Origin of the sequence: Marinitoga sp. 1137 (assembly GCF_001941525.1) — a bacterium.
Classification (GTDB): Bacteria; Thermotogota; Thermotogae; order Petrotogales; family Petrotogaceae; genus Marinitoga; species Marinitoga piezophila.
The window spans coordinates 39,542-65,390 of record NZ_CP009471.1; the positions used below are offsets into that span (position 1 = coordinate 39,542).

A 25,849-nucleotide genomic window follows, 5' to 3' on the forward strand; every position below is an offset into this window, starting at 1 on the left:
TTCTGGAAGGGGATATTGTTATGATATAATTTAATGAATAATTTAAAGGAAGGGTGAAATAATGAAAGTATTAGTGACAGGTTTTGAACCATTTGATGGTGAAAAGATTAATCCATCTTTTGAAGCGGTAAAGCGATTATCAAGCAGTATTTATGGTGGTGAGATAATAAGGTTAGAAATCCCAACGGTATTTTATAAATCCATAGAAACATTAAGAAGTAAAATGTGTGAGGAGCAACCGGATATAGTAATATGTGTTGGTCAAGCTGGTGGAAGGGCAAGAATATCAATAGAAAGAGTGGCAATAAATATCGATGATGCCAAAATTCCGGATAATGAAGGGCAAAAACCAGAGGATAAGCCTATATTCTTTGATGGTGAAAATGCATATTTTTCCAATCTTCCTATAAAAAAGATAAAAAAGGAGTTGGAAGGTATAGGTATTCCAGCAGAGATATCAAACAGCGCAGGAACCTTTGTTTGCAACCATTTATTGTATGGATTGATGTATTATATTGAAAGGGATTTTAAAAAAACTTTAGGTGGATTTATTCATGTTCCTTATCTTCCTGAACAAATTATTGATAAAAAAGGAAATCTTCCAAGTATGTCATTGGAAAATATAGTAAAGGCACTTGAACAAATTATAAAAACAAGCATTAAGGAATCTATAACATAATAAATTTAATCCAAAAATCTGATTATGATATAATATATATGAAAGAATAAGGGGGAAAAGGAAAGATGGGAATATACGATCAATTATTCAAGGAAATATTTTCCGATAAAGAAATGGTACTTGAATTTATAAATATGTTTATTCCTAAATTAAAAAGTTATGGGATTTCAGCAGAAGATATAACAATAGAACATACAAAATTTACAGATATAAAATATGGAGATAAGGAAAGTGATTTACTATTTAAAGTAAAATATTTTGAAAATGAAGTATATCTATATTTATTGATAGAACATCAATCAACTGTAGATTATTTAATGCAATTTAGAATACTCGAATATATGGTACGAATATGGAAAAATTATATAAATGAACATAAAAAAGAATCGAGAACAAAAGGGTTTAAATTAATACCAATAATGCCGATAGTATTTTATACAGGAAAAAGAAAATGGACGGCTGAAAATTGGTTTATGAAAAAAGTAGAAAATTGGGAAATGTTTGATGAATATACACCAAAATTTAAATATGAAGTAATTGATTTAAGCCAAATTTCTGAGGAACAATTAATAAATATAAAAAATGCATTAGGTTTATTATTAGCTTTAAATAAAGCAGAACGAAATAAAATTCAGAAAATAATATATGAAATAAAAGAAGAGTTGGAAAAATTGCCTGATAAAGAAAAGGAAAAATTTAGAAATTATGTGAACGGAGTGATAAAAACTCTCGTCAAAAGGAATGGGGAATTGGAACTTCCTGAAGAAGTTTTTGAAGAGGAGGTGGAAAATATGTTTGAGAATTTTGTAAAAGCGGTAAATGAAGCGATTCATGATGCTCTAGAAAAGGGATATAAAGAAGGAATGGAAAAAGGTAAAAAAGATGGATTTCAACAAGGAATTCAAGAAGGAATTCAAGAAGGAATTCAACAGGGAATTCAACAGGGAATATTAGAAGGTGAAAGAAGAAAAGCGATAACGCTATTACGGGTTCAATTGTTAAAAAAATTTGGAGAAGATATAAAAATTTATCTGGATAAACTTGAAAACATGAATCTAGATGAATTAAATAATCTGGCTGAAAATATATTTGATATAACATTAGATGAAGTAATTGATATTCTCAAAAATAAGTAAAGGGCATTTAAATATGCCCTTTTTTAAATTAATATATTAAGTATTATGAAAGATTTTTAATACGCAATATATCAGAAAATTCAACAAAAAATGTTATAATTAATTATAAGCAGTATTAAATAGATTCCAGGAGGAAGATATGGACATAAAAATAATTTCAAAAGAGAATATCTTGGATGATTATAAAGTAAATATATCAGAAGATGTATTTTTTGGAAAAGGTTATTTTACAATAATTGCTGGACCATGTTCTGTAGAAAGCAAGGAGATTGTTGAAGAAACTGCGCATTTCCTTTCAGAACTGGAAATAAAAATAATGCGTGGAGGAGTTTTCAAACCAAGGACTTCTCCATATTCTTTTCAGGGGCTTGGCAAAAAAGGATTGGAATATTTAAAGTCTGCCTCTGAAAAATATAATTTGAAAATAATAACAGAAGCTCTTGAGGAAGAGAGTCTTGAAATTGTAAATAAATGCGCAGATATAATTCAAATAGGCTCAAGAAATTCTCAGAATTATGGACTTTTAAAAAAAGTTGGTCAAATGTCTAAGCCGGTGTTGTTAAAACGTGGTTTTATGATGACAATTAAAGAGTTTCTATATTCTGCGGAATATATAGCCCTTGAAGGAAATAAAAATATAATATTGTGCGAAAGAGGTATTAGAACCTTTGAAACACAGACAAGAAATACTCTGGATATATCTGCTGTGCCAGTATTGAAAAACGAAACTTTTTTACCAATTATAATTGATCCAAGCCATGCGGCTGGAAGAAGGGATATAATTCCTGATCTCATAAGAGCTTCACTTGCTGTTGGAGCAATGGGAATAATGGTTGAAGTACATCCTAAACCAGAAAAAGCCCTTTCCGATGGGAAGCAAAGTTTAACTTTCAAAGAATTTGAAGAGGTTGTGAAAGAATTAAGAGAATTATCAAAGGCTTTCGGAGTTGAAATTATATGAGGATAATGCCAATAAAAAAGATAAGGGCTAAATTGAGTATGCCAGCTGATAAGTCCATTACACATAGAGCGTTGATATTATCTTCACTGGCAAAAGATGAAAGTATTATCAATAATTTATTATTATCAGAGGATACAAAAAGGACATTTGAAATATTGAAGAAAATAGGAATGCGTTTTTCAGGAGATTTTAATAAACTTAAGATAATACCTCAAAAAATAAAAGAAGATAAATATGAATTATATTGTGGTAATTCAGGAACAACAGCCCGTTTGCTGAGTGGATACTTTACGTCAAAAAACGGGCTGTTTTTGTTAACTGGGGATCAATCCCTTTCCAAAAGGCCTATGAAACGAGTTGTAGAACCATTAAGACAAATGGGAGCGAATATTGAGACTCGGAATAATAAATTGCCATTAAAAATAATAGGAGGAAAATTAAAAGGGATAGATTATACTTTACCTATTTCAAGCGCTCAGGTTAAATCAGCGATAATAATAGCAGGATTAGATGCGGAAGGAAAAACAATAATTAGAGGAGATAAGAGTTCAAGGGATCATACTGAAAGAATGTTAGAATATATGGGAGCTAATATAAAGGTTAGTAAGAATTATGTAGAAATTCAAAAATCGGAATTATATCCATTAAAAAATTTTTATATTCCTGGTGATATATCTTCAGCAGCATTTTTTATAACCCTTGGAATATTGCATGAAAATGCTAAAATCACAATAGAAAATGTTGGATTAAATAATACAAGAATGGGATATATTGAAATATTAAAATCAATGGGGGCTAATATTGAATATGAAATTATTGAAAATGAACCGGAACCATATGGAAATATTTATGTTGAAACATCAAAAGATTTACATGGAATTGAGATTCCTGAGAATCTAATTCCTGCGGCAATAGATGAATTGCCACTTTTAGCTTTAGTTGGAACAAATGTTGATGGGAAAATAATTTTAAGAAATGCAACAGAGTTGAGGGTAAAAGAAAGCGATAGGATAAAATCAATAGTTGATAATTTCAAGAATTTAGGAATTAGAATTAAAGAATATCCTGACGGTTTTGAAATATCTGGAAAACAGAGAATAAAAGGTGGAAAGATTGAAACATTTGGCGACCACAGAATAGCTATGATGTTTGGTATAGCGGGATTAATTAGCGAAGAGGGTATATACATTGAAAATGAAAAAGATGTTGAAATATCTTTTCCAGAATTTTTTCAACTTATAAATCAATTAAGCAAAGAGTTTTAGGGGGAATGGAATATGAAAATATTACACACAGCTGATTGGCATCTTGGAAGAAGACCGGCAGGAGGAATTGGAAATTTTTCAAAGGTTAGGTATGATGATTATTTTAAAGCAGCAGAATATATAATAGAACAGGGAATAGAAAAAAATGTTGATGTATTTATAATAGCTGGAGATATTTTTGATAGAAGTTCTTTATTACCGGATATTTTATATAGAACTGAAAAGTTATTAGAAAAATTGAAAGAAAATAATATAGTTACTTTTTTAATAGAGGGTAATCACGACAGGATATATTCCGATAATGATTCATGGATAAAATATTTTGAAAAGAGAAAATTGGTAAAAATTCCGGAATTTGAAAGAAAAGATGGAGAATGTATATGTAATCCCATAACAATTGAAGATATTAATTTTTATGGTATTCCATATCAAGGAGTTATAATAGATGAAATTTTAGATGATTTAGCCCAAAAGCTTGATAGCAACAAAAAAAATATAGTGATTGTTCATACTGGAATAGGTGGAGAGATACTTCCTGGTTGTGTAAAAGCTGAAACAATAGAAAAGTTTAAAGGAAAAGTATTGTATATGGCTGGTGGGCATTTGCATACATATAGAAAGTTTCCAAAAGAAAATCCATATTTCTTTGTTCCTGGTTCACCAGAATACTGGGATTTTGGAGAAGGAGATGAAAAAGGATTTATTATATTTGATACTGAAACAAATAAATATGAATTTTTTCCTTCCAATAAGCGTGAAGTTAAAACATATGCATTTGATATGTCAGATGAAATATATGATGAATTAGAAAATATTCAAATAAATGAGGGAGATATTGTAAAATTAAAGATCAAGAATTTGAACAATAAAATAGTGGATACCGAAAAAATAGAGAAAATACTTGAAAACAAGGGCGTTTTAAAGGTATTTATAAATGTTGAATATACATCTTATATCAGTGGAGTAAATAATATAAAAAATATAAACAAAGAGGAAATAGAAAAAAGGGTTATAGAATCCTGGGGGAATATTTTTTCTTCAAATAGCGATAAGGTGATTAAAAATATAGGTTTAATGAAAGAAAATTTAGGTAATCCGGAATTTATAAACGAAATATTTGATAATTTTTTAAGTGGTATTTTAGAAGGTGAAAATAATGAAAATAAATAGAATACAATTAAAAAATTATAGAAATCATAGAGAAAAAATCGTTGAGTTCAGGGAAGGAATAAATCTATTGTTGGGTAAAAATGGAACGGGAAAAAGTTCAATATTTGAAGCATTGGGAATAGCTATGTTTGATATAGAACCGAGGGATAAAAGTCTTAAAAATGCGGTAAATAAAGGGGCTAAAACAGCTACAATTACAGTTGAATTTATTGGTAATGATGATAATGAATATATTGTAGAACGCAAGATAGGCGGACAAAGCAAAGTGATTTTGAAAGAGAAAAATGGGACGGTTCTTTCGGAAAGAAAAGATGATGTAATTAGAAAAATAGGTGTTCTTGCAGGAATAAAAGGTAAAAATATAAAAGAGATATTCAGAAATGTAATTAGTGCAAATCAAAATGATATTATAGGAGTTTTTAATGAAACACCATCATCGAGAAAGGAGTTGTTTAATAAAATCTTTGATACGGAAGTTTATGAGCAATTGTATTCGATTTTGCAGCTTTCAGAAAAAAAATATAATGAACAAATATTGTCTTTTGAAAGTAAAGTAGAAATATTGGAAAAGCAAATAGAAGAATATGCAGGAAAAGATTTGGAATTGGAAAAAGTAAAAAAGGAAATAGAAAATTTGGAAAATGAATTATCAAAATTGAAAGAAAAAGCGGCTCGATATGACGAAAAAAAGAAATCTCTTGAAGAAAAAATCAACAGACTGAAAGAATATGAACATAAGTTAGATTCATTAAAATTAAAAGAAGAAGTTTTGCAAGAAAAAATTTTAAAGTTGGAAAAAGATATTGATCAATCTTTAAAAGCAAAGGAAATAGTAATGAAAAGTGAAGAAGGCTATAGGAAGTATAAAGAATTAGAATATGAAATAGAAAATAACTCACAAAAGGAAAAAGAGTTAATACTGAGAGAAAAGAAAAAAAGAGAAATTCAAGAGAAAATAAAAAGGTTGGAAAGTTCTGAAGAGCTGTTATCTGAAAAATTAAAAACTGCAGAAAAAAGAGTTGGAGAAGAAAAAGAGATCATTAATAATAAAAAAGATGAATTAGAAAAATTAAATGAAATATATCAAAAGATAAATGTTGAGTTGGTAGAAACAGAGAAACAATTAAAGGAACAAATGAACATAAAGGAAAAAATAGATAATGAATATGATAGTTACAATATATTATTGGAAAAAAGAAAGAATAATTTAGAAATTATTACTGAGAAGGAAAAGAAATTACAAAAATTAGAAGAGTTAAAAGTAAAATTATTAGAATATGAAAAAAATAAAGAATATCTGTCAAATAAGCTAAAAGAAAAGGAAGAACTAAAAAATAAAATTAGGGAAATTCAAATAAAAATTGAAAATCTAAAAAATTCAAAAGAAGAATTGAAAGATGGAATTTGTCCAATATTAAATGAAAAGTGTCTAAATTTGGAACAAAAAAAAGAAGGTAATAATTATTTTGATGTTGAAATTGAAAGATTAAATAAAACAGTGAATGAATATGTTAAACAATTAGAATTACATAAAAATATAGAAAATGAAATAGCTGAAAATGATGGTAATGTAATAGAAATAAAATCGAATATTTCTGCAATAAAAAAAGAGATTGAAAATATTGAAAATATTGAATTAGAAAACAAAACAATAGAAAATCAGATAAATGAAATAAAGGAAAAATATGGCGATATACGTGAAAAAAGAGGAAAAATTACTGCTGAAATAAATGAAATTTCAGCTAAAAATGCGGAATTAAAAAATGAACTCAATAACATTTTTAAAAATATAAAAAAATATAGAAATGAAATTAATGAAAAACAGAATTTTATACTGGAAATAACTAGAAAAACAGAAGAGTATAAAAGTAAAATATTAAATATAAAATCAAAAAGGATTTCATTGATAGACGAATTGAAAGCATATGGTGATATTGAAATAGAAATAGAAGAAATTAGGGAAATAATAGAGAGATTAAAAACAGAGAGAAAAAGATACAAAATAGATTATGATAATTATTTGAAGAATAAAGAATTATCAAATAAAATTGAAGAATTAAAAGTAGCAAAACAAATAGAAGAAGAAAATTTAGAAAATTTAAAAAATACAATACAAGAAGTAAAAGAAAAAATACTATCTTTTGAAAAAGATGAGAAGTTAGAAGCGGAATTAAAAGAGTTAAATCAAAAAATAAAAATATTATATACTGATATATCGGAAATGAATAAAATACTTGGTGGAAAAAGAAATGAAAGAGAAAATCTAATAAATATTTTAAACGAGTTGAATAAAAAAGAAAAAGAAAGAAAGGAATATATAGATAAAGTTCAGTATTTTAAGAAAAAATTAAAATTAACAAAGGAATTTAGAGAAAATATAAAAGCTATGGGAAAGTATGTTAGTGAGAGGGTTACAAATATTATCTCTACATATGCAACTAATAACTATAGAGAAATTACTGGAAAAAATGAAGTAATAATCTGGGATTCATCGAGGGATTATTTAGTCATATTACGTGACGAGATAAAAGGAGATAGAGATTTTTCAATATTATCAGGCGGAGAACAGGTAAGTGTAGCTATTTCAATCAGGATAGCATTGGCAACCTTTTTGTCAAATGCAAATTTCTATATATTAGACGAACCTACAAGTAATTTAGATGAGGAAAGAAAAAATCTATTAGCAGAGAATTTGAAGAAAATGTTAAAAAATATTGAGCAAGCTTTTATAGTTACACATGATGGCACTTTTTCTGAAATGGCAGAAAATATTATTAATTTGTAAATACAAAAGCCCTGAAAATCAGGGCTTTTAATTATTTTATATAAGGATTATTAGTATGTTTGCAAGAAAACTTGTATTGTGAAATTATATCTTCATTTAAATATAAAATTGCAATAACTCCATTTGAACCGGCAAAGAAAATATTATTATTATCATCAGAACATAGCATTTTTGAATACCCTAAATGATATTTTTTAATAATATTTCCTGTTTTTTTGTCAATAAAATATACATTATGATCAAGAGCATTTAGAATAATCATATTTTTTGTTAGAATTCCTGTTCCGGGAATATAACCAATATATTTCTTCCATAAAATTTTTCCATTTTTTAAAGCATATAAATATTTTCCTTTACTTGAAACATAAACGGTTTTATCTTTATCAATTAATGGATATGAATAAGGTAAATCATCCAAATCAACTTTCCATAAAATATTGCCGTTTTTGTCAAATACAGTAAAAGTGACATATGGACCGTTAACATAAATATTATTATCTTTATCAATATTAAAATATGTTGTTAATGCTTCGTCGCCAAATTGTTTTGAAAAAAGGATATTAAAACCTTTATCCAATTTCATAATATTAGAATAAGCATCAAGAAAAATAATATTTCCTTCATGATCAATAATAGATGAAAATTTTGACATTTTAGTATCAAAAGATTTTAACACTTTGAGATTTTGATCCAATATAAAAAAACCTCTGTACCACGTTGGTAATAATAATGTATTTTGAGATTTTATAGATACTCCTGCACTAATTGTATCAAAATCAAATTTAGTTATGGTTGAATCATTGGATATAACATACAAACTTTTTCTAATTGTTGAAACAAAAACCTTATTTTTATAGATTACTGGAGGATCAACTGCAAAGGATTTTAAAGAAAATTTCTTAATTAAATTACCATAAAAATCGAAAATATAAAATAAACCTGATTGTGCAGAAACATAAATCCTGTTATTGTTTACTGAAATACCACCAATAAAAGAATCTTCTGAAACAAATAAATTAACTATAGACCTGGAAATAAAATCAATCTTTGGATTTTTAAAAGAATAATTATCAAAAACCAGAGAATTATTCACTATCTTAAAGCTTTTTGTGTAAAACTCTTTTTCATTAATAGTTAATTTATACATCTCTTTAAAAGAATCAATTTGAGGAATGTAATTCTTAGATTTTAGAAAAATAATATCTTCTGCAGAGGCATAAAAAGAAAAATCAAGAGCTTTAAAAATGAAAAGACCATTTTTTATTTCTATATTTTCATAAAAAAGAAAATCCCCGTTTTTAAAATATACAATATTTTTATTTTTGCTACTTAAATTGGGTCTGAAATAAGAAAGAATATAATTTGAAGGAATTTCAATAATTCCATAATTTGTAGAAACCTTCCATAATTTATCAGAAATGATCTTTATAGAATTAAATCTAAATTCACCGAATATCGTGGCAACATAAGAAGATAAAACTCTTTTTTTAACGACGACGATTTTTAAATCGCTGTTCTTTATATAAAAAATAGCATTATCATTTTTAAAAATAAAATAATCCCCATCGATTCTTTCAAAAGCACCCTTAAAAGTATAGGTGTTATTAAGGGAAAAATACATATTTTCTTTTTCTTCGCGTGTGAAATTCATATCTTTAATCATGGATAATGAAATTTTTTGAATCTTATTATTATGATCTTTTATAAAAACAAGAGCCCGATTCATAGAAAGAAATGTACCTGTATAATTTTGATTATCAAGTGTATCAATTGTAATGGAAAATATCAGGGAATAAAACATAAGAAATAAAAAAGTTAACATTTTTTTCATAAAAACACCTCATTCTATTAATATATCAAGTGATACATTAATTATTATATCATAAAAGTACTCATTACAAAAAATAAAAAATATCAAAAAAGTGAAAAGAAAATGATAAGAATTCATTAACAAAAAGTAACGTTCTGGAACGATGTATATAAAAGAAAATTGGAAGATTAAAAAATTAACCTGAAAAACAAAAAAACTTGACAAAAAAAATAAAATATATTAAAATTAATATAGGTATAAAAAAAAGCGAGGTTAAAAACCTCGCATCTGGTGGGCTCGGGTGGATTCGAACCACCGACCTCCCGGTTATGAGCCGGAAGCTCTCACCAACTGAGCTACGAGCCCTTCTCACTTAATGCGTTTAGATTATAACATCTAAAATTATTTTTGTCAAGTATTTTTTTTGAAGGGAGTGATAAAAAAATGAAAACATTAGATGTTGAAAGTAAAAAAAACTTTAAAATTGTTGACCCGATTAAGGTCACTTTAGATAAATATCCAAGAATTCTTGTAATAAAAGCGGCGTTTGAAACTCTAAAAGAAGGAAATAAAGTTACTTTGATAGAATTAGAAAAGAAAATATCAATATTATTAAATTATTCATATAAATATAATAGTAGGTATAAACAATAATCATGCCCCATAAAAGGGGCATGATTAATTTTATATAAAAAATGATGTTGTATTTTAAAAAAAATATGGTAAAATAATGCTGTCAATATTTTATATTAATTAAGGAGGAATTGATTATGAACTTTGAAAAATTTATTAGAGACATTCCAGATTTTCCAAAGCCGGGGATAATTTTTAAAGATATTACACCATTATTGGCAGACCCAGAAGCTTTTAAAGGTGTAATAGATGAAATGGCTGAAAAAGTTAAAGATATAGAATTTGATGCAATTCTTGTTCCAGAAGCAAGAGGATTTTTATTTGGTTCAGCATTAGCATATAAATTAGGAAAAAAATTAGTTCCTGTTAGAAAACCTGGGAAATTACCTTATGAAGTAGTTGAAGTTTCATATGCGTTAGAATATGGTGAAGCTAAGATTCAAATGCATAAAGATGCACTTGAAAAAGGAGAAAAGGTTTTAATTGTTGATGATGTTTTAGCAACTGGCGGAACAATAAAAGCAATTCAAACATTGGTAGAAAAATTAGAAGCTGAAGTTTCAGGGATTATTTGTTTAATTGAATTAGAATTTTTAAATCCAAGAGAAAAGTTAGATAATGTTAGAGTAGAAAGTATTTTGAAATATTAAAATCTTTATAAATTTTATTATGGGAGGGGTAAAATGAAAGGATTAAAATTTGATTTTACAAATATGTTTTTTCCTAATATTGAAAAAGGTATAAAACAAGAAGAGTTGATTGAATATGAGGGAAAAATAGCTGAAATCATAGATGAGATATTAAATGAAAAGCCAGGGTTTGTAAAACTTCCTCAGGATACCAAATTTCTTGATAAAATTCTTGATTTACAGGATTGGATACAATCATTTGAAAGTTTTGTGGTTCTTGGGATAGGTGGTTCAGCATTAGGAAATATTGCTTTACAAACAACATTAAATCCATTAAATTATAATTATATGAAAAATAGAAAAACACCAAAAATATTTATTATTGATAATGTAGATCCCGATTTTGTTGCATCTATTTTAGATCAAATAGATCCTCATACAACATTATTTAATGTTATATCAAAATCCGGAACAACAGCTGAAGCAATGTCAAATTATCTTATAGCAAGAGGAATAATAGAGAGTTATGGGCTTGATCCTAAAGAACATATAATATTTACAACAGATCCTGAAAATGGAATTTTAAGAAAAATTTCCAAAGAAGAAGGTATAAAAACATTGGAAATTCCACCGGAAGTTGGCGGAAGATTTAGTGTATTAACACCAGTTGGATTGCTTTCAGCATTAGCGGGTGGTATTGATATTATAGATTTATTAAATGGTGCAAAATCCATGCTGGATAAAGTGATAAATAAAAATTTAAAAGAAAATCCAGCAGCGTTAAATGCACTTTTACACTTCTTATATTATAAAAAAGGATATAATATTTCTGTTATGATGCCATATTCAAATAAACTACTATTACTTGCTGATTGGTATAGACAGCTCTGGGCAGAAAGTTTGGGAAAGAAATATAATATAAATGGGGAAATTGTAAATGTTGGTCAAACTCCTGTAAAGGCATTGGGAGCAACTGATCAGCATTCACAGGTTCAATTATATAATGAAGGCCCAGATGATAAAGTAGTAACATTCTTAAAACTTGAAAAGTTTGAAAGAGATATAAAAATACCAAAAGTGCATGAAGAATATTCCGCATTATCCTATTTAGGTGGGAAAACATTATCAGAATTGTTGAATACAGAATTATTTGGAACTGAATATGCGTTAACAGAACATGGAAAACCAAATATGAAGGTTATATTCCCTGAAATAAATTCATTTAATGTTGGTGAATTCTTCTTCCTTTATGAATTCCAAACAGCAATTATGGCAAAATTACTTGAAATAAACGCATATGATCAACCAGGGGTTGAACTTGGTAAGAAGGTTACATACGCATTAATGGGTAGAGAAGGATATGAAGAATTTGCAAAAGAAGTAAATGAAAAAGTTTCAAAAAAGGAAAAATTCGAATTATGAAAATAATAGGAATTACAGGATTGGCTGGCAGTGGTAAAAGTACCATTGCCAGTCTTTTAAAGGAAAAGGGATATCCAATAATTGATCTTGACAAGCTTGGTCATAAAGCGTTGTTTGAAAAAGATATAAAAGAAAAACTGGTAAAAAAATTTGGTGATAAAATTTTAGAAAATAATGAAATTCAAAGGAGCAAATTAGCTCAAATAGTTTTTACAAATAAAAAAAATTTAGATTATTTAAATTCTGTGGTTCATCCAAAAATTAAAGAATTTGTTTCAGAATTAATAGAGAAATATAAAAAGGATAAGTATGAATATGTAATAATAGATGGTGCTTTAATTGATCAAATAGGTTTAAATGAAATATGTGATATAATTTTATTAGTAGAAGCTTCTGATAAAGAACGCTTTAAAAGATTAACTGAATTTCGAAAAATGGATCCAGAAAAAGCTAAAAATATTATTAATGCTCAAAAAAGTTTAAAATTAAATTATCATTACAAAATCAACACAGAAAAGGAACTAAATGCAATTAAAGACGAATTATTTCAAATACTTAAAATTTTTTAATTTGATTTTTCTAAGTGAATTATAGTATAATGTAATGCTGAAGTTTTTTAATAATCTTAATGGGAGGTGTCTTTTGTGAAAAAGCTTTTATTAGTATTATTGGTATTATCACTTATGGTTTTTTCTTTTGGTGAAAAGATCAAAGTTGAATTCTGGCATGCTATGGGTGGGGGCCATGGAAAGGCATTAGAAGAATTAGTAGCTGCATTTAACAGGGAAAATCCCGAAATTGAAGTAGTTCCTGTATATGTAGGTAATTATGGTGCATTATCAAGAAAATTATTGAGTACAGTTGTTGCATACAACGAAGGTACAAGAGATAATCTTCCTGTATTAGCACAGGCATACTCAAACTGGACATCAAAGTACTTACAGAGTGAGGGAATAGTTGAACCTTTAAACAAATTTATCTACGGTGATCCAGAATTTAAAAATGTTTGGGATAATCAAATATATGATGTTTTCAAGAAATTATGTACATGGGGAGATAAAATTTACTCAATTCCTTTCAACAAAAGTGTATATACAACATATTACAATGTAGATATATTTGATTTATACGGTGTAGAACCACCAAAAACATTAGATGAATTATCAGAAGTAGCAAAAGAATTAACAGATGATATTGATGGTGACGGTCAGATTGATCAGTATGGATTGGGTTATAGAACTACAGTAGATGATTTCCAGGTATTCTTATATGCAATGAATGGTAAAATTCTTGATTATGCTGGAAATGGAAAATGGAAAATTGTTCTCGACAAAGATTTAACAATAAAAACTTTAGAATATATGCATAAATTAAAATCAGATGAAGTTGCATTTGTTCAGGGTGGATACTTAAATGATCCATTTGGAAATGGACAAATTGCAATGTATATGGGAACAATTGCAGGAAAACCATATGTAGAAAAATCAATTAAAGGAAAATATGAATGGTCATGGGCTCCATTACCTTCAGTAGATGGTGTTCCACATTCACCAATTGCTGGTACTGATTTAATTATGTTTGCTTGGGCATCACCAGCACAAAAGCAGGCAGCATGGATGTTCATGAACTTCTTATTAACAAAAGTAAATCAGGCATATTGGGCAGTAAATACAGGATATGTACCTGTTAGAAAAGACGTAGTTGAAACAGCACAATGGAAAGCATATGTTGCAAATGATGATAAACCGGCAATTGCATTAGATTCATTAAAAACAGCTGTTCCTGATCCAAAACCAGCAGCATGGTATGATATAAGAAAAGCATTAGGAACTATAACAGCTGATTTCTTATACGATAAAATAACAGCAGAAGAAGCATATAATAGAATGGTTAATGAAATGAAAAATCTCTTAATGGAAAATGAAGAATATTCAAAATAATTAAAATTTTAAGGGTGGGTGATTTAAAATCGCCCACCTTTTTTATACACAAATGTGCTTTACAAAAAATTAACCTTTTTATTATATCAATGATTTGACAATAAGGTAAAATGATGATATAATTCAAGTATGAGTTGATAAAAAGGAGGTTAAATTTTATGGCAAGAAGACCGAATCCAACCTTAAGAGCAAAAAGAAAAGAAAATTTAATGGATTCTATAATAAAAATAATTAATGAAGAATCTATTTCTGAAGCAACAACAAGACATATATGTGAAATGTCAAATTTAACTATTGCTTCTTTGCATTATTACTTTGGATCTAAAGATGAAGCGCTTGTTGCTACAGGCGAAGGGATATTGGAAGAATGGATAAATGAAATATTTAAAAAGAAAACAATGACTGCAGAAGAAAAAATAAGAAAAATTTTTACACCTCCAAAATATATGATAGCCTTTTCACAGATTTTGACATATCCGTATAGACAAAAAGAGGTATCAAAAAAAGCTAGATTTTTGGATATGCAGTTTACCAATACTATAAAAGAATTTCTTAAATTGCACGAAATTGGAATGAATAATATTGATAACACTGCAGAATTAATGAAAACATTCTTAATAGGATTAAGTTTTAAAGTTGCTGCAAATCCCGATGTTATAGACAGCGAATTAAGAAATTTAAAAGAATTTTTCAATAGAAAAGAAGATCTTCCGGATATAAAAGGTTTTTAAAAGAGGATTTAAATCCTCTTTTTTTTAATTTAAAGCAATAATAGAAAGTAATTAAATCTATTACAATTTAATTATTTTAGATTACATATTATTGAATTTTAAAAAAGACGTATTTTGTAGTACAATCAATGATACGTCTTTTTTATTATATTATAGTAGTGGAGGGGTTATATGTTTATATACTTGTTGCCAGCTATATTCTTTGGGTGGTCTCTTGGTGCAAATGATGCTGCTAATATTTTTGGTACTGCTGTTTCAAATAGGATAGTAAAATACAGAACCGCGACAATTATTTCAGCTATTTTCATTTTAATAGGTGCTTTAACTGGTGGAGCAAAAGGAATTGAGACTATAAGTAGCGTAACTGCGCAAAGTTTAATTTCAGGTTCTATTTCCGTTTTTTCAGCGGCTTTAACAATGACTGTTATGACATATTTAGGAGTTCCGGTATCTTCTTCGCAGGCCATAGTTGGTTCAATTATGGCTGTGGGATTAATAGAAGGGGGAGTTAATTGGGCAATAATTTTAAAATTAGTTTTAGCATGGGTTGGAACGCCTATTGGCGGTGCAATATTTGGCTTTTTATCTTATAAATTGTTAGCAATACCTTTTAATAAAATTAATTCTATTTATGCAAAAGAAAGAACGGTCCAAATTGCAACGCTTTTAATTGGAGCTTATGGAGCTTATTCATTAGGAGCAAATAATGTTGCAAATATTACAGGAGTATTTGCAAGTACAATAGGAGTAAATACAGCGGCATTGGTTGGAGGATTGGCCATATCATTTGGTGTATTAACATATAGTTATAAGGTTATGATGACTGTTGGTACTCAAATAATGGAATTAGATTATTTTTCAGCTGCAATTGCTGTTTTAGGTGAATCTATAACAGTATGGATTTATGCAATATTAGGAATTCCTGTTTCTACATCTCAGGCTATAGTTGGAGCGGTTATAGGGGCAGGATATGCAAGAGGCTCAAGATTAACTAATAAAAAAATTTTATTTAAAATAGTTGGCGCATGGGTAAACACCCCTGTTTCCTCAGGAATAATAACAGCTTTAATATATTTTATTTTAAAGGGGATATTTAAAATAAATCTTTAAAAATAATAATAATTTTATAGTATAATTAATATAATGGGGGTGAAAATATGGGTCTTTTTTTTGGAAGAAAAGAAAAGAAAATAATAGAATTATTTAATCAACATCTGGATGCTGTGGATACAACTATCCAGAAACTAAAAGAATTAATAAAAAATCTTGATAAAGATACATCAATTGTTTTAAAATTGGCAGATGATGTAAGAAATTCAGAATCTTATGCAGACAACATAAGAAGAAATGTTGAATCCGAAATGTATTCAGGAGCTTTTTTACCAAATTTTAGAGGTGATTTATTGGGAACGGTAGAAGCTATGGATAGAATAGCAAACAAAGCGGAAAGTGTAGCTGATGAAATTGAATTGCAGCGTCTTGAAGTGCCAGAAGAAATAAGAGAAAATCTTGTTAGATTATGTGAAAAGGCATATAATACCTATCTTGCTGTAAAAGGTGCAGCAAAAGAAATGTTTGAAAATTTTGAAAAGGCCAATGATTTAATAATTCAAACAGAGCATTTTGAGCATGAAACTGATGAAATAGAAAGAGATACAATAAGGAAGATTTATGATCTTGATATTAGCCTAGCGCATAAAATGCAGTTAAAAAAATTAGTTCACAGAATAGCTGATATATCCGATACATCCGAAGATGTTTCCGATAGAATACAAATAATTATATATAAAAGACGGGTATAGTCATCAAACATAAAACTCCCTTCAATTCTTGAAGGGAGTTTTTATTAACATAGTTGTTTGTTTATTATTAATTTGGTTGTAAAAAATGATGAAAATATGTTATAATTAAACTATAAATAAACTATTTTTATGAAGGTGATTAATACAATGAAAAAAATAAAAATAAGAATTACCTTTTTATTAGTACTGTTTTTTCTGGCGATATATTTTATTACATACAGTTTAAACAATCCCTGGATAGAAATTTTTGAACTAAAAACATTAGATTTAAGATATAGAATAAGAGGAATTGAAAAAACAACTCCAAAGGTTGTTGTAATAGCTATAGATGAAAATTCTCTTGTAAATATGTCTACAAGATTTAATGATGAATGGCCCTGGAATAGAGAACATTATGCAAGAATGATAGCTAAACTTTTTAAACTTGGAATAAAAACTATAGGATTTGATGTGTCTTTTACTACTCCTTCAGAAAGTAATATAATGAGTAATGGAAAATCTAAGGACGATATGTTGCTTGCAGCAATCTTAAGAAGATACAATAAAGTTGTTTTAGGAACGTATTTAACGGTAGAAAAAAGCAATTTTGATGAATATAATCCTGAATTTAAAAAGCAATTAGAAGAAAATAAATTTTATTTAAAATATTCATTTAAATTAAAAAATCCAGAGTATTTATCATTGTTTTTTCCGTTAACTGCATATAAGATAATACCTCCTATTCCAGAATTTTCTTCATTGGTACCTGCTTCAACATATGAAATTGGGCAGCTCGATCCTGACGGAGTTGCAAGAAGTCTTCCATTATTATTTAAAGAAGAATGGGCTGCAGATAATGGGTTTAATACAGGATTATTTCCGCATATGGATCTAATGTTGTACGCAAATTATAAAGGTTATAATCTTCAAAATTTTATTTATGATCCAAAAAATTATACAATTGAAATTGAAAATGAAAAGATTAAAACAGATAAAAATGGTTTTTTTCTTTTAAGTTTTTATGGAAAAGGTCCTCAAGTTTTTGATACTATTTCTTTTTATGATTTAGTGTATACCAATAAATATGACAATTATGATTTTAAAGATAAGGTTGCCATTTTAGGTTATTCAGCCACTGCAAAAGGATTATATGATTTGCGAGTTACACCATTTTCCAACGATGAACCAGGTGTATATTTACATGCGACTGCTGTTCAAAATTTGATAAACAATGAAAGAATGACAAGAGTTAATTATTTTTATACTTTGATTATTTTGACTTCTATTTTATTAGTAACCCTAATATTATTATCTTTTAATAAGATATACACCAAGTTATTATCCTTTATGATTCCAATTGCTTATATATTTATCTCGTATTACTTATTTAAACAGCATATATGGGTTGATACATTTTATCCAGTAATGTCGAGTTTGATTATAGCGGTTGTAGATAATGCACAATCATTCTTAAAAGAATCAAGAGAAAAGAAAAAAATAAAATCATTCTTCTTTAAATATGTACCAGATTTTGTTGCACAGAAATTATTAGAACAGGGAAAAACGGAGCTTGGTGGAGAGAAAAAGAATGTAGTTTTAATAATGTCTGATATAGTAGGATTTACTGAAAAATCAGAAAAGCTTTCTCCAGAAGAAGTTGTTAAGTTTCTCAATTTTTATTTATCACAAATGGCAGATATCATAAGAAATAAATATTATGGAACAATTGATAAATTCATTGGTGATTTAATTATGGCAATTTTTGGTGCTCCTATTGAATTTGGCGATGAAGTTGATAGGGCTATAGCCTGTGCAATAGATATGAGAAGAAAATTAAAAGATATAAATAAAGAATTAAAAAATATGGGATTTGATTTTGAAGTAAATGCAGGTATTGGTATGCATTATGGTGAAGTAGTTATCGGAAATATAGGAGCGGATTTCAGGATGGATTATACATGTATTGGAGATACTGTAAATACAACCTCGCGTATAGAACATTTAACAAGAGATTTAAATGAATGGTTAATAGTAACAGAAGAAATAGTAAAGCGATCTAAAAAATATAAATTTGAATACATTGGAGATTTTAAAGTAAAAGGTAAGGAAAAACCTTTAAAATTATACAAGATTAAGGAAGGAGATTTAGATGACGTCAATAAAGAATCTGATTCTTGAGAATATTAATTTTTTGAAAACAAGAAATATTAATTATAAAATAAAAATAGACAATGATATATTTGAAAATTTAAATAATAAAAATGCAAAAAAGATTTTTGAAGTTCATTATGGAAGTGATATCTTAATAGAATTTTATGATAATATAGATAATTTAAAAGATACTTTTTTAATTAGTTTTGATAAATTGTTAAGGGAATATACAGGAATACCTTCTAAAGATAGTGAAGAAATAATATTTGAAATCTTAAAATATGTAAAAACCGAGATAGATTTAAAAGATACTATAGAGGAATTAAAAAGAATATTTGAAAATATATTCCAGTTAAAAAAAACCGAGATTTATTTATTCAAAGATAATAATAATGTAGATGAATTAAAAAGAGCATTAAATATAAAATATATTGAAGAATTTAAAGAAGATGGAATCATAATAAATAATAATATAATGAATATTCCATTTAAAGTCGATGGGAAGAACTTTTTGTTATTTGAATTGATAAAATCCAGAGAAAAATCTTATGATATTATCGATTACATTGTTGTAAAGAATATAAATGAATATATATCAAAAACCATAGAAACCTCATATTTAGAAACCAGATTTGAAAAAATATTGGATAAATCTTTAAAGGTTTTAACGAGGATTTTAGAGGCAAGAGTGCCTGGTGCAGAAAAACATTGTGAAAGTGTTTATAAAGCTGCAATAAAAATTGGCGAAAAATTGAATTTAACCACCAAAGAACTCAAAGATTTAAAATTTGGTAGTATGATTTTTGATATAGGAAAAATAGGTATTCCTGAAAAAATATTGTTAAAAAAAGAAGAATTAACCAATTCTGAAAAAGAAGAAATAAGAAAACATGTAATATATGGGTACGAATTAGTTTCTAAAATTCCAACAATTCCTGATGGAGTAAAAGAAATAGTTTTATATCATCATGAAAAATGGAATGGAGAAGGGTATCCGTATGGGTTAAAAGGAGATGAAATACCTATTCTAGCACAGATAATAGGACTTTTAGATGCGTATTATTCGATGTTAGAGGATAGACCGTATAGAACTAAAATTCCGAAATCCAAAGCTATTGAATTAATTGAAGATTATAGTGGCGTATTTTTTAATTCACAATTGGTCGAGCTATTAAAAGAGGTGGAATCATATGAATAAAGAGATATTTTTCTATTTTTTGCTGACGCATCTTGTAGGCGATTATGTTTTTCAAAATGGATATATTGCAAAATATAAAAATTCTAAACTTAAAGTTTTAATACTTCATGTTTGTATAATATTCTTATCAATGATTATTCTAATGTATCCAAGTTCATTGAAAATAAATAATTTGATAGTAATTATAACCTTGACAATAATTCATTTTGCTATTGATACAATAAAATTTAAAAATAGAACTAAAAAAGTATTTAATACCCATACATATTATATTATAGATCAAGTTATGCATTTTTCTTCCTTATTAATGGCGAGTTTTTTTTACGAAACTGATCATTTTCTCATCTCTCAACAATATGTAAAACTCATAGCTGTAGGATTATTTAATGCATATTTTGTTAGTTTATTGTTCTATATGATTGATGGATTTTCAAAACCTTATACAAGAGATTATCTTGGATACTTTTTTCGGTTTTCGTTACCCTTTATAAAATATTATGGGGATATGTACTTCTTAATAGCTTCAATTATATTTATAACGTTTTCCATAGTAATATTTTTAAGAAATAATACAGAAAATATAAAATCAGAGAGTGGACCTTTAGCTTTAAGTATAATTATAACTTATTTATCCATATGGAGGTGATGTTATGTTTAAAAAGTGGGGAGTATTTCTTTTGTTTATGTTGTTGTCAATTACATTCTTTTCTGAAATTACTGTAACAACAGAAACACAAACTATTTATGTTGGTGAAAGTGTTAACATTACAGTAAGTGTAAATGATTCAGCAGTAACTCATTTATATGTAGATGTAACCAATGGTGGTTTTGATGATCCTTTTATTCTTTTTGATGGTTTTGATTTAGTGGATGGAACAGCAAATCTTGTGTTTTTAGCTCCATTAATGCCTGGAAAAGCAGAATTAGTATTTTATAATGAAGATAAAACACTTGAGAAAAAGATAGAATTTGACATTTTAGAAGAAAAAATAGAAATGCCAGAAACATCGCTTATAATTCTTGAAAAAGAAGGTAATGTTCTTTATAAAGAAGCAGATTCAGATGTTTGGGATTCTATAAACAGTGATACGGTTATAAAAGAAAATTCGGAATTATTAACTTTAAAAGATGGATATATACATCTAAAAGAACCTGAATTAAATATAGAAATAAAAGTTTCACCTGAAACACAGTTATACATAAAAAAGTTAAGAGCTTCAGAAAGTGGAGATATTGATATTGAATATGAACTTAAAAAAGGTGCAACAGTAAATAAAATAAACGAAATTTTAGCTCCAGGTTCCAAATATTTAGTGGGTTCTGGTTCAGTAGTTGCTGGTGTAAGAGGTACAGAATTTGGTTTTGAAAAAAAGGGTAACAATACAAATATAAGAACATTTGAAGGTACAGTTTACACAATGGTAAATAATAAACTATTCCCTGTAAAAGCTGGAAATATGTTTAATTATTCTCCACAAAATCCAAATCCACAACTTGAAAAATTAGACATGCCTATAGAAGATTATGAGAAAAATTTAATGCCTGAAAAAAAGCAGGAAGAACAGAAACCTGAAACCAAAGTTGAAGAGAAAAAAGAAGAAAAAGTTGCTGAAGAAAAAAGGGAAACACCTGTTGCAGAAGAACCTGCTGCCGCACCTGTAAAAACAAAAGCAAATTTAGGAAACATATCCTTCGGGAAACAAACAAAGGGTAATAGTACATATTTAGTATATTCATTTGCACCTAATTTTGATATAGGTCCATTTGGAATAGGAATAGGTTTCAATGCATACCAGGAAAGCATAGACGGTCCATTATATTATGGAATACCTTCAAAAGAAGCAACTTCCCAGGATTTATGGAGTGCAATATCAATTAATTATTTAAAACTTGATTTCCCAATGTTTTATATAAGATACGGTGTAAGTCCTTCATATACAAAGGGATTAGGGTTATTTATGAATAATTATTCAATACCTTATTCAAGAGTTTTTGATACTGAATTAAGATTTGGAGGATTAAAGTTAGGAATGCATATTCCTTATGAAGTTACATCATTAATGCCATTTAATTATCAAAAAACATCAAATCTTATGTTTGGCTATGTTGATATGGATTTGGGATTATTTAATACAGAAATAACAGGTATTTATAATATGTCAGAAGAAGATCTTAAAGACAATGAATTAAAACAAGCTATATTAGCAACATTATATAAAAAGATATTCTTTATAAAATTTGGTGTAGAAACTGATGTTGTTTATTCAGGTGATGATACACTAACTTATGGATTGCTTATAGGTCCTATGATAGATTTTCCTCCATATTTCCAGTTTATGTTTGGATTTGATTACTTATCAGATGGTTTTAATATGGAATATGTCGGACCATATTACGAATATAATGTTGCAAATGGGAAATATATGGACTTAAATCAGGAAAAATCTATGGGTTTAATAGGAAAATCATATTTAACAATAGCTCCATATTTAAATATTACCCTTGATTATAATAGGCCGTTTAGCAATGCAAGAGATGGATTGTTAAAAGGGAATATGACTGTTAAAATCCCGGCATTAGGAGGACTTCCCGAATTAACGGCAGGATTTAGTTATATCCAGTGGAAATTCCTTGAAGATGATACAGTTGATAGTATATTCCTCAATAAAAATACATGGGTTCAAGGATTCATATATTATCCAGTATTAGAAAATTCAGGAATTATTTATTCAATAAGTTATGATGTAGAAAAAGATGAATTTGAATATACAATTAACTTTGAAACGATTGAATTCTAAGGTGATTGTATGATCAACTGTTTAATGAAAGAAATGAAAATTGTAGGACTACAAATAAAACAAGAAGTATATGGAGAAAAAAATGAAAAAGCTATAACCATAGATGATAATATAAAAATATATACAGAAATAGAAATAAAAGATTTAGAAAAAATTTTAACTTTGAAAAATATGTTTTATAATATTTCTCAAGATAAAGCTGAAGAAATATTTAGTACAAAATGTCATAATAAAAATATTTTGGAATCTGTTAATCTAATTACTGAAAACTTTAAATTAGAAAGCATATTAAAATCAATAGAAGAAACTATAAGGAATCTCTTAAACTCAGATGGAGCAGCTATATTATTGTATAATGAAGAAAAAGATGTCTTAAATTTCTATGTAACTTCTGGTGGCGCAAGTGGTAAAATTGAAACCATTGACGTTCCAATAGATGATTCAATAGCCGGAGAATGTTTTTTAAAGAAAGAAACAATTATAATTAATGACACAACCAAAAGCAAAAAACATTTTAAAAAAACAGATGAAAAATCAAAATATCATACAAGAAACTTAATTGCAACACCATTATTTTTTGAAAACGAAGTAATAGGAGTTTTAGAAGCTGTAAATAAGAAAAAAGGGAAATATACAGATCAAGATAAAGAAATTATGGAAATATTTTCATCATTAATATCAAATAAGTTAAAAAACTCAAAAGTATATGATGATTTAAGTAGCACAATAAAAGGATTAATTCAGGCTGTTGCAACTGCAATTGATTTGAGGGATAATTATACCCATACACATTCAAAAAATGTTTCTGTTTTGGCAGTTGAAATAGCTAAAAAGCTTGGATATAATGACTCATTTATTGAAGAGCTTGAAATTGCTGGATTATTACATGATGTTGGAAAAATTGGAATTCCGGATAATATTTTAAATAAACCATCTAAATTAACAGATGAAGAGTATGAAATTATAAAATCTCACACAATAATAGGTGCCAATCTATTATCTGATATAGACTTTTTATCTAAAAATATACCTTTAGGAGCACTGGAACATCATGAAAAAAATGATGGAAGTGGTTATCCAACTGGTAAGAAAGGTAATGAAATTTCGTTATTTGGTAAAATATTAGCTGTAGTTGATATATATGACGCATTAACAGCAAAAAGAATATATAAAGAACCATGGCCTAAAGAAAAGGTATTAAAAATCTTAGAAAAAGATTGTCCAAAAAAATTTGATTGTGAAATAGTAGAAGCTTTAAAAGAAACTGTAATGGCATAAAAAGGGGGATTTTCCCCCTTTTTATTTTTATAGTGATATGGTATAATTGAAGAGATAGAATTTTATAATAATACGTTTTTGGGAGGTATTTTTATTTATGATAACCTTGTATAGGAAATATAGACCTTTAACCTTTGATGAGCTAATAGGTCAGGAACATATAAAAAAATATTTCAAAAATACAGTGCGTAATAATGAATTTTCACATGCATATATATTCTCTGGTCCAAGGGGAACTGGAAAAACAACTACAGCACGTATTCTTAGTAAAATTTTAAATTGTTCAAATCCGGTTGATGATAATCCGTGTAATAAATGTGATAATTGTATAGCCATAAATGAAGGAAGATTTATGGATGTTATAGAGCTTGATGCGGCTTCAAATAGAGGGATAGATGAAATTAGAAAAATAAGAGATTCAGCTAATTTTAGGCCTGTCCATGGAAAATATAAAGTATATATTATAGATGAATTTCATATGCTTACTAAAGAAGCTTTTAATGCGTTATTGAAAACTTTAGAAGAACCACCGGAACATGTAATATTTATTTTAGCTACAACAAATCTTGAAAAAGTTCCTGAAACTATTGTTTCGAGAGCTCAAGTATTGCAGTTTAAAAATATCACAGAAAAAGATTTAAAAAAACATATAATTTCAATAGCAGAAAAAGAAAATAAAAAAATTACAGAAGAAGCGGCAGGGATTATAGCTAAAAAAGCAAAGGGTGGAGTTAGGGATTCTTTATCACTGCTTGAACAAGTATTAAAATTTTCATCTGAAGAAGTAATAACTGAGCAGATTGTGATAGATGTTTTAGGATTATTTGATAAAAGTATTTTGGATAAATTCATAAATGCAATATTAAAAGGTGATTCTGAATTATTACTTCAAATATCTCGAGAGATATTTGAAGAAGGAAAAGAAATAGAGGTATTTCTTGAAGAAGTACTTGAATATATTTTAGATGAAAAGATTGAAGATAAAAAGAGATTAAATATCTATATAAAACTAACCAGAAAACTTTCAGATTTATTAAAAGAATTAAAATATTCAGAGAATAAAAAAATCTTATTTGATATACATATTTTAAATATTGGATATGAATTAAATATGAAAACAGAAGTTAAAGATGAAAAAGTTGAAATTTTGGATCACGATGAAACAAGAGATGTAATTACAGAAGATTCAAAAATAAATAAAGTGTTAAATATATTATTAAATTCAAAGGAAAAAATGGATCTTTCCATGTATTTTGCTTTAAAACATGCTGAAATAACAGAATCGGAAGATTATATAAAAATAGAGTTTAACGAAAACAATTTATTGGAATATCAAATTTTAAAATTAAAAGCAACAAAATTGGAATTATTGCTTTCAAATGAATCAAAACATTTAATAAAAATTGATATTATATATAAAGGAAATGAAAATAGCGAAGCTAAAAAAAATAACATTATAAAACTCTTTTAAAATTATGGGGG

21 protein-coding genes and 1 tRNA gene are annotated in these 25,849 nt (G+C 27.4%); 20 read left to right on the plus strand and 2 right to left on the minus strand.

The genetic code is table 11. From position 1 onward, the window contains the following. Positions 1 to 61 precede the first annotated feature (61 nt). From pcp to LN42_RS00270, 6 genes are all read left to right on the plus strand, one after another. Positions 62 to 679, plus strand: a complete 618-nt coding sequence (pcp, locus tag LN42_RS00245) for a pyroglutamyl-peptidase I (protein WP_014295580.1) — start codon at positions 62 to 64, stop codon at positions 677 to 679. A 65-nt stretch (positions 680 to 744) separates the two neighbouring features. Beyond that, a complete protein-coding gene (locus LN42_RS00250; protein WP_014295581.1) occupies positions 745 to 1,815 on the plus strand; it encodes an Rpn family recombination-promoting nuclease/putative transposase in 1,071 nt (356 codons plus the stop codon). 139 nt (positions 1,816 to 1,954) lie between these two features. Further along, positions 1,955 to 2,776: a 3-deoxy-7-phosphoheptulonate synthase gene (gene aroF, locus LN42_RS00255; protein WP_014295582.1), complete on the plus strand. Its 822-nt coding sequence runs from the start codon at positions 1,955 to 1,957 to the stop codon at positions 2,774 to 2,776. Further along, positions 2,773 to 4,041, plus strand: a complete 1,269-nt coding sequence (aroA, locus tag LN42_RS00260; RefSeq protein WP_014295583.1) for a 3-phosphoshikimate 1-carboxyvinyltransferase — start codon at positions 2,773 to 2,775, stop codon at positions 4,039 to 4,041. The genes aroF and aroA overlap by 4 nt, the downstream gene beginning before the upstream one ends. A gap of 12 nt (positions 4,042 to 4,053) precedes the next feature. Continuing rightward, on the plus strand, positions 4,054 to 5,211 hold the full coding sequence (locus LN42_RS00265; RefSeq protein ID WP_014295584.1) for an exonuclease SbcCD subunit D: 1,158 nt from the start codon (positions 4,054 to 4,056) through the stop codon (positions 5,209 to 5,211). Further along, complete coding sequence (locus LN42_RS00270) at positions 5,198 to 7,996, plus strand: AAA family ATPase (protein ID WP_014295585.1); 2,799 nt, start codon at positions 5,198 to 5,200, stop codon at positions 7,994 to 7,996. Before LN42_RS00265 ends, LN42_RS00270 begins: the two co-directional genes overlap by 14 nt. A gap of 31 nt (positions 7,997 to 8,027) precedes the next feature. Here the strand turns inward: LN42_RS00270 and LN42_RS00275 are convergent, their stop codons facing one another. Both LN42_RS00275 and LN42_RS00280 read right to left on the minus strand, forming a co-directional pair. Beyond that, positions 8,028 to 9,827 (minus strand): PQQ-binding-like beta-propeller repeat protein, encoded by a 1,800-nt coding sequence (locus LN42_RS00275; RefSeq protein ID WP_014295586.1) that lies wholly within the window; start codon positions 9,825 to 9,827, stop codon positions 8,028 to 8,030. 268 nt (positions 9,828 to 10,095) lie between these two features. Next, positions 10,096 to 10,172 (minus strand) — tRNA-Ile (locus tag LN42_RS00280). A gap of 78 nt (positions 10,173 to 10,250) precedes the next feature. Between LN42_RS00280 and LN42_RS00285 the strand changes: the two genes are divergently transcribed. The 14 genes from LN42_RS00285 (at position 10,251) to dnaX (ending at position 25,838) form a co-directional block, all read left to right on the plus strand. Continuing rightward, entirely contained in the window at positions 10,251 to 10,460 is a 210-nt protein-coding gene (locus LN42_RS00285; protein WP_014295587.1) for a hypothetical protein, read from the plus strand. Between the two features lie 116 nt (positions 10,461 to 10,576). Beyond that, the gene (locus tag LN42_RS00290) at positions 10,577 to 11,089 is read left to right on the plus strand and encodes an adenine phosphoribosyltransferase (RefSeq protein ID WP_014295588.1); all 513 of its coding nucleotides are present in this window, start codon (positions 10,577 to 10,579) and stop codon (positions 11,087 to 11,089) included. A 33-nt stretch (positions 11,090 to 11,122) separates the two neighbouring features. Continuing rightward, complete coding sequence (locus LN42_RS00295; protein WP_014295589.1) at positions 11,123 to 12,490, plus strand: glucose-6-phosphate isomerase; 1,368 nt, start codon at positions 11,123 to 11,125, stop codon at positions 12,488 to 12,490. Continuing rightward, a complete protein-coding gene (coaE, locus tag LN42_RS00300; protein WP_014295590.1) occupies positions 12,487 to 13,059 on the plus strand; it encodes a dephospho-CoA kinase in 573 nt (190 codons plus the stop codon). The genes LN42_RS00295 and coaE overlap by 4 nt, the downstream gene beginning before the upstream one ends. A gap of 75 nt (positions 13,060 to 13,134) precedes the next feature. Then, positions 13,135 to 14,430: an ABC transporter substrate-binding protein gene (locus tag LN42_RS00305; protein ID WP_014295591.1), complete on the plus strand. Its 1,296-nt coding sequence runs from the start codon at positions 13,135 to 13,137 to the stop codon at positions 14,428 to 14,430. Positions 14,431 to 14,588: 158 nt separating this feature from the next. Then, positions 14,589 to 15,161, plus strand: coding sequence for a TetR/AcrR family transcriptional regulator (locus LN42_RS00310; RefSeq protein ID WP_014295592.1), 573 nt, complete (start codon positions 14,589 to 14,591; stop codon positions 15,159 to 15,161). 171 nt (positions 15,162 to 15,332) lie between these two features. Continuing rightward, positions 15,333 to 16,271, plus strand: a complete 939-nt coding sequence (locus LN42_RS00315; RefSeq protein ID WP_014295593.1) for an inorganic phosphate transporter — start codon at positions 15,333 to 15,335, stop codon at positions 16,269 to 16,271. Between the two features lie 47 nt (positions 16,272 to 16,318). Next, entirely contained in the window at positions 16,319 to 16,963 is a 645-nt protein-coding gene (locus LN42_RS00320) for a TIGR00153 family protein (RefSeq protein ID WP_014295594.1), read from the plus strand. 147 nt (positions 16,964 to 17,110) lie between these two features. Then, a complete protein-coding gene (locus LN42_RS00325) occupies positions 17,111 to 19,120 on the plus strand; it encodes a CHASE2 domain-containing protein (protein ID WP_014295595.1) in 2,010 nt (669 codons plus the stop codon). Then, the gene (locus LN42_RS00330; protein WP_014295596.1) at positions 19,092 to 20,291 is read left to right on the plus strand and encodes an HD-GYP domain-containing protein; all 1,200 of its coding nucleotides are present in this window, start codon (positions 19,092 to 19,094) and stop codon (positions 20,289 to 20,291) included. The genes LN42_RS00325 and LN42_RS00330 overlap by 29 nt, the downstream gene beginning before the upstream one ends. Continuing rightward, positions 20,284 to 20,937, plus strand: coding sequence for a DUF3307 domain-containing protein (locus tag LN42_RS00335; RefSeq protein WP_014295597.1), 654 nt, complete (start codon positions 20,284 to 20,286; stop codon positions 20,935 to 20,937). Before LN42_RS00330 ends, LN42_RS00335 begins: the two co-directional genes overlap by 8 nt. Before the next feature lie 4 nt (positions 20,938 to 20,941). After that, entirely contained in the window at positions 20,942 to 23,089 is a 2,148-nt protein-coding gene (locus tag LN42_RS00340) for a FecR domain-containing protein (RefSeq protein WP_075780040.1), read from the plus strand. 9 nt (positions 23,090 to 23,098) lie between these two features. After that, the gene (locus tag LN42_RS00345) at positions 23,099 to 24,367 is read left to right on the plus strand and encodes an HD-GYP domain-containing protein (protein WP_014295599.1); all 1,269 of its coding nucleotides are present in this window, start codon (positions 23,099 to 23,101) and stop codon (positions 24,365 to 24,367) included. Positions 24,368 to 24,464: 97 nt separating this feature from the next. Then, entirely contained in the window at positions 24,465 to 25,838 is a 1,374-nt protein-coding gene (gene dnaX, locus LN42_RS00350) for a DNA polymerase III subunit gamma/tau (RefSeq protein ID WP_014295600.1), read from the plus strand. Positions 25,839 to 25,849 lie beyond the last annotated feature (11 nt).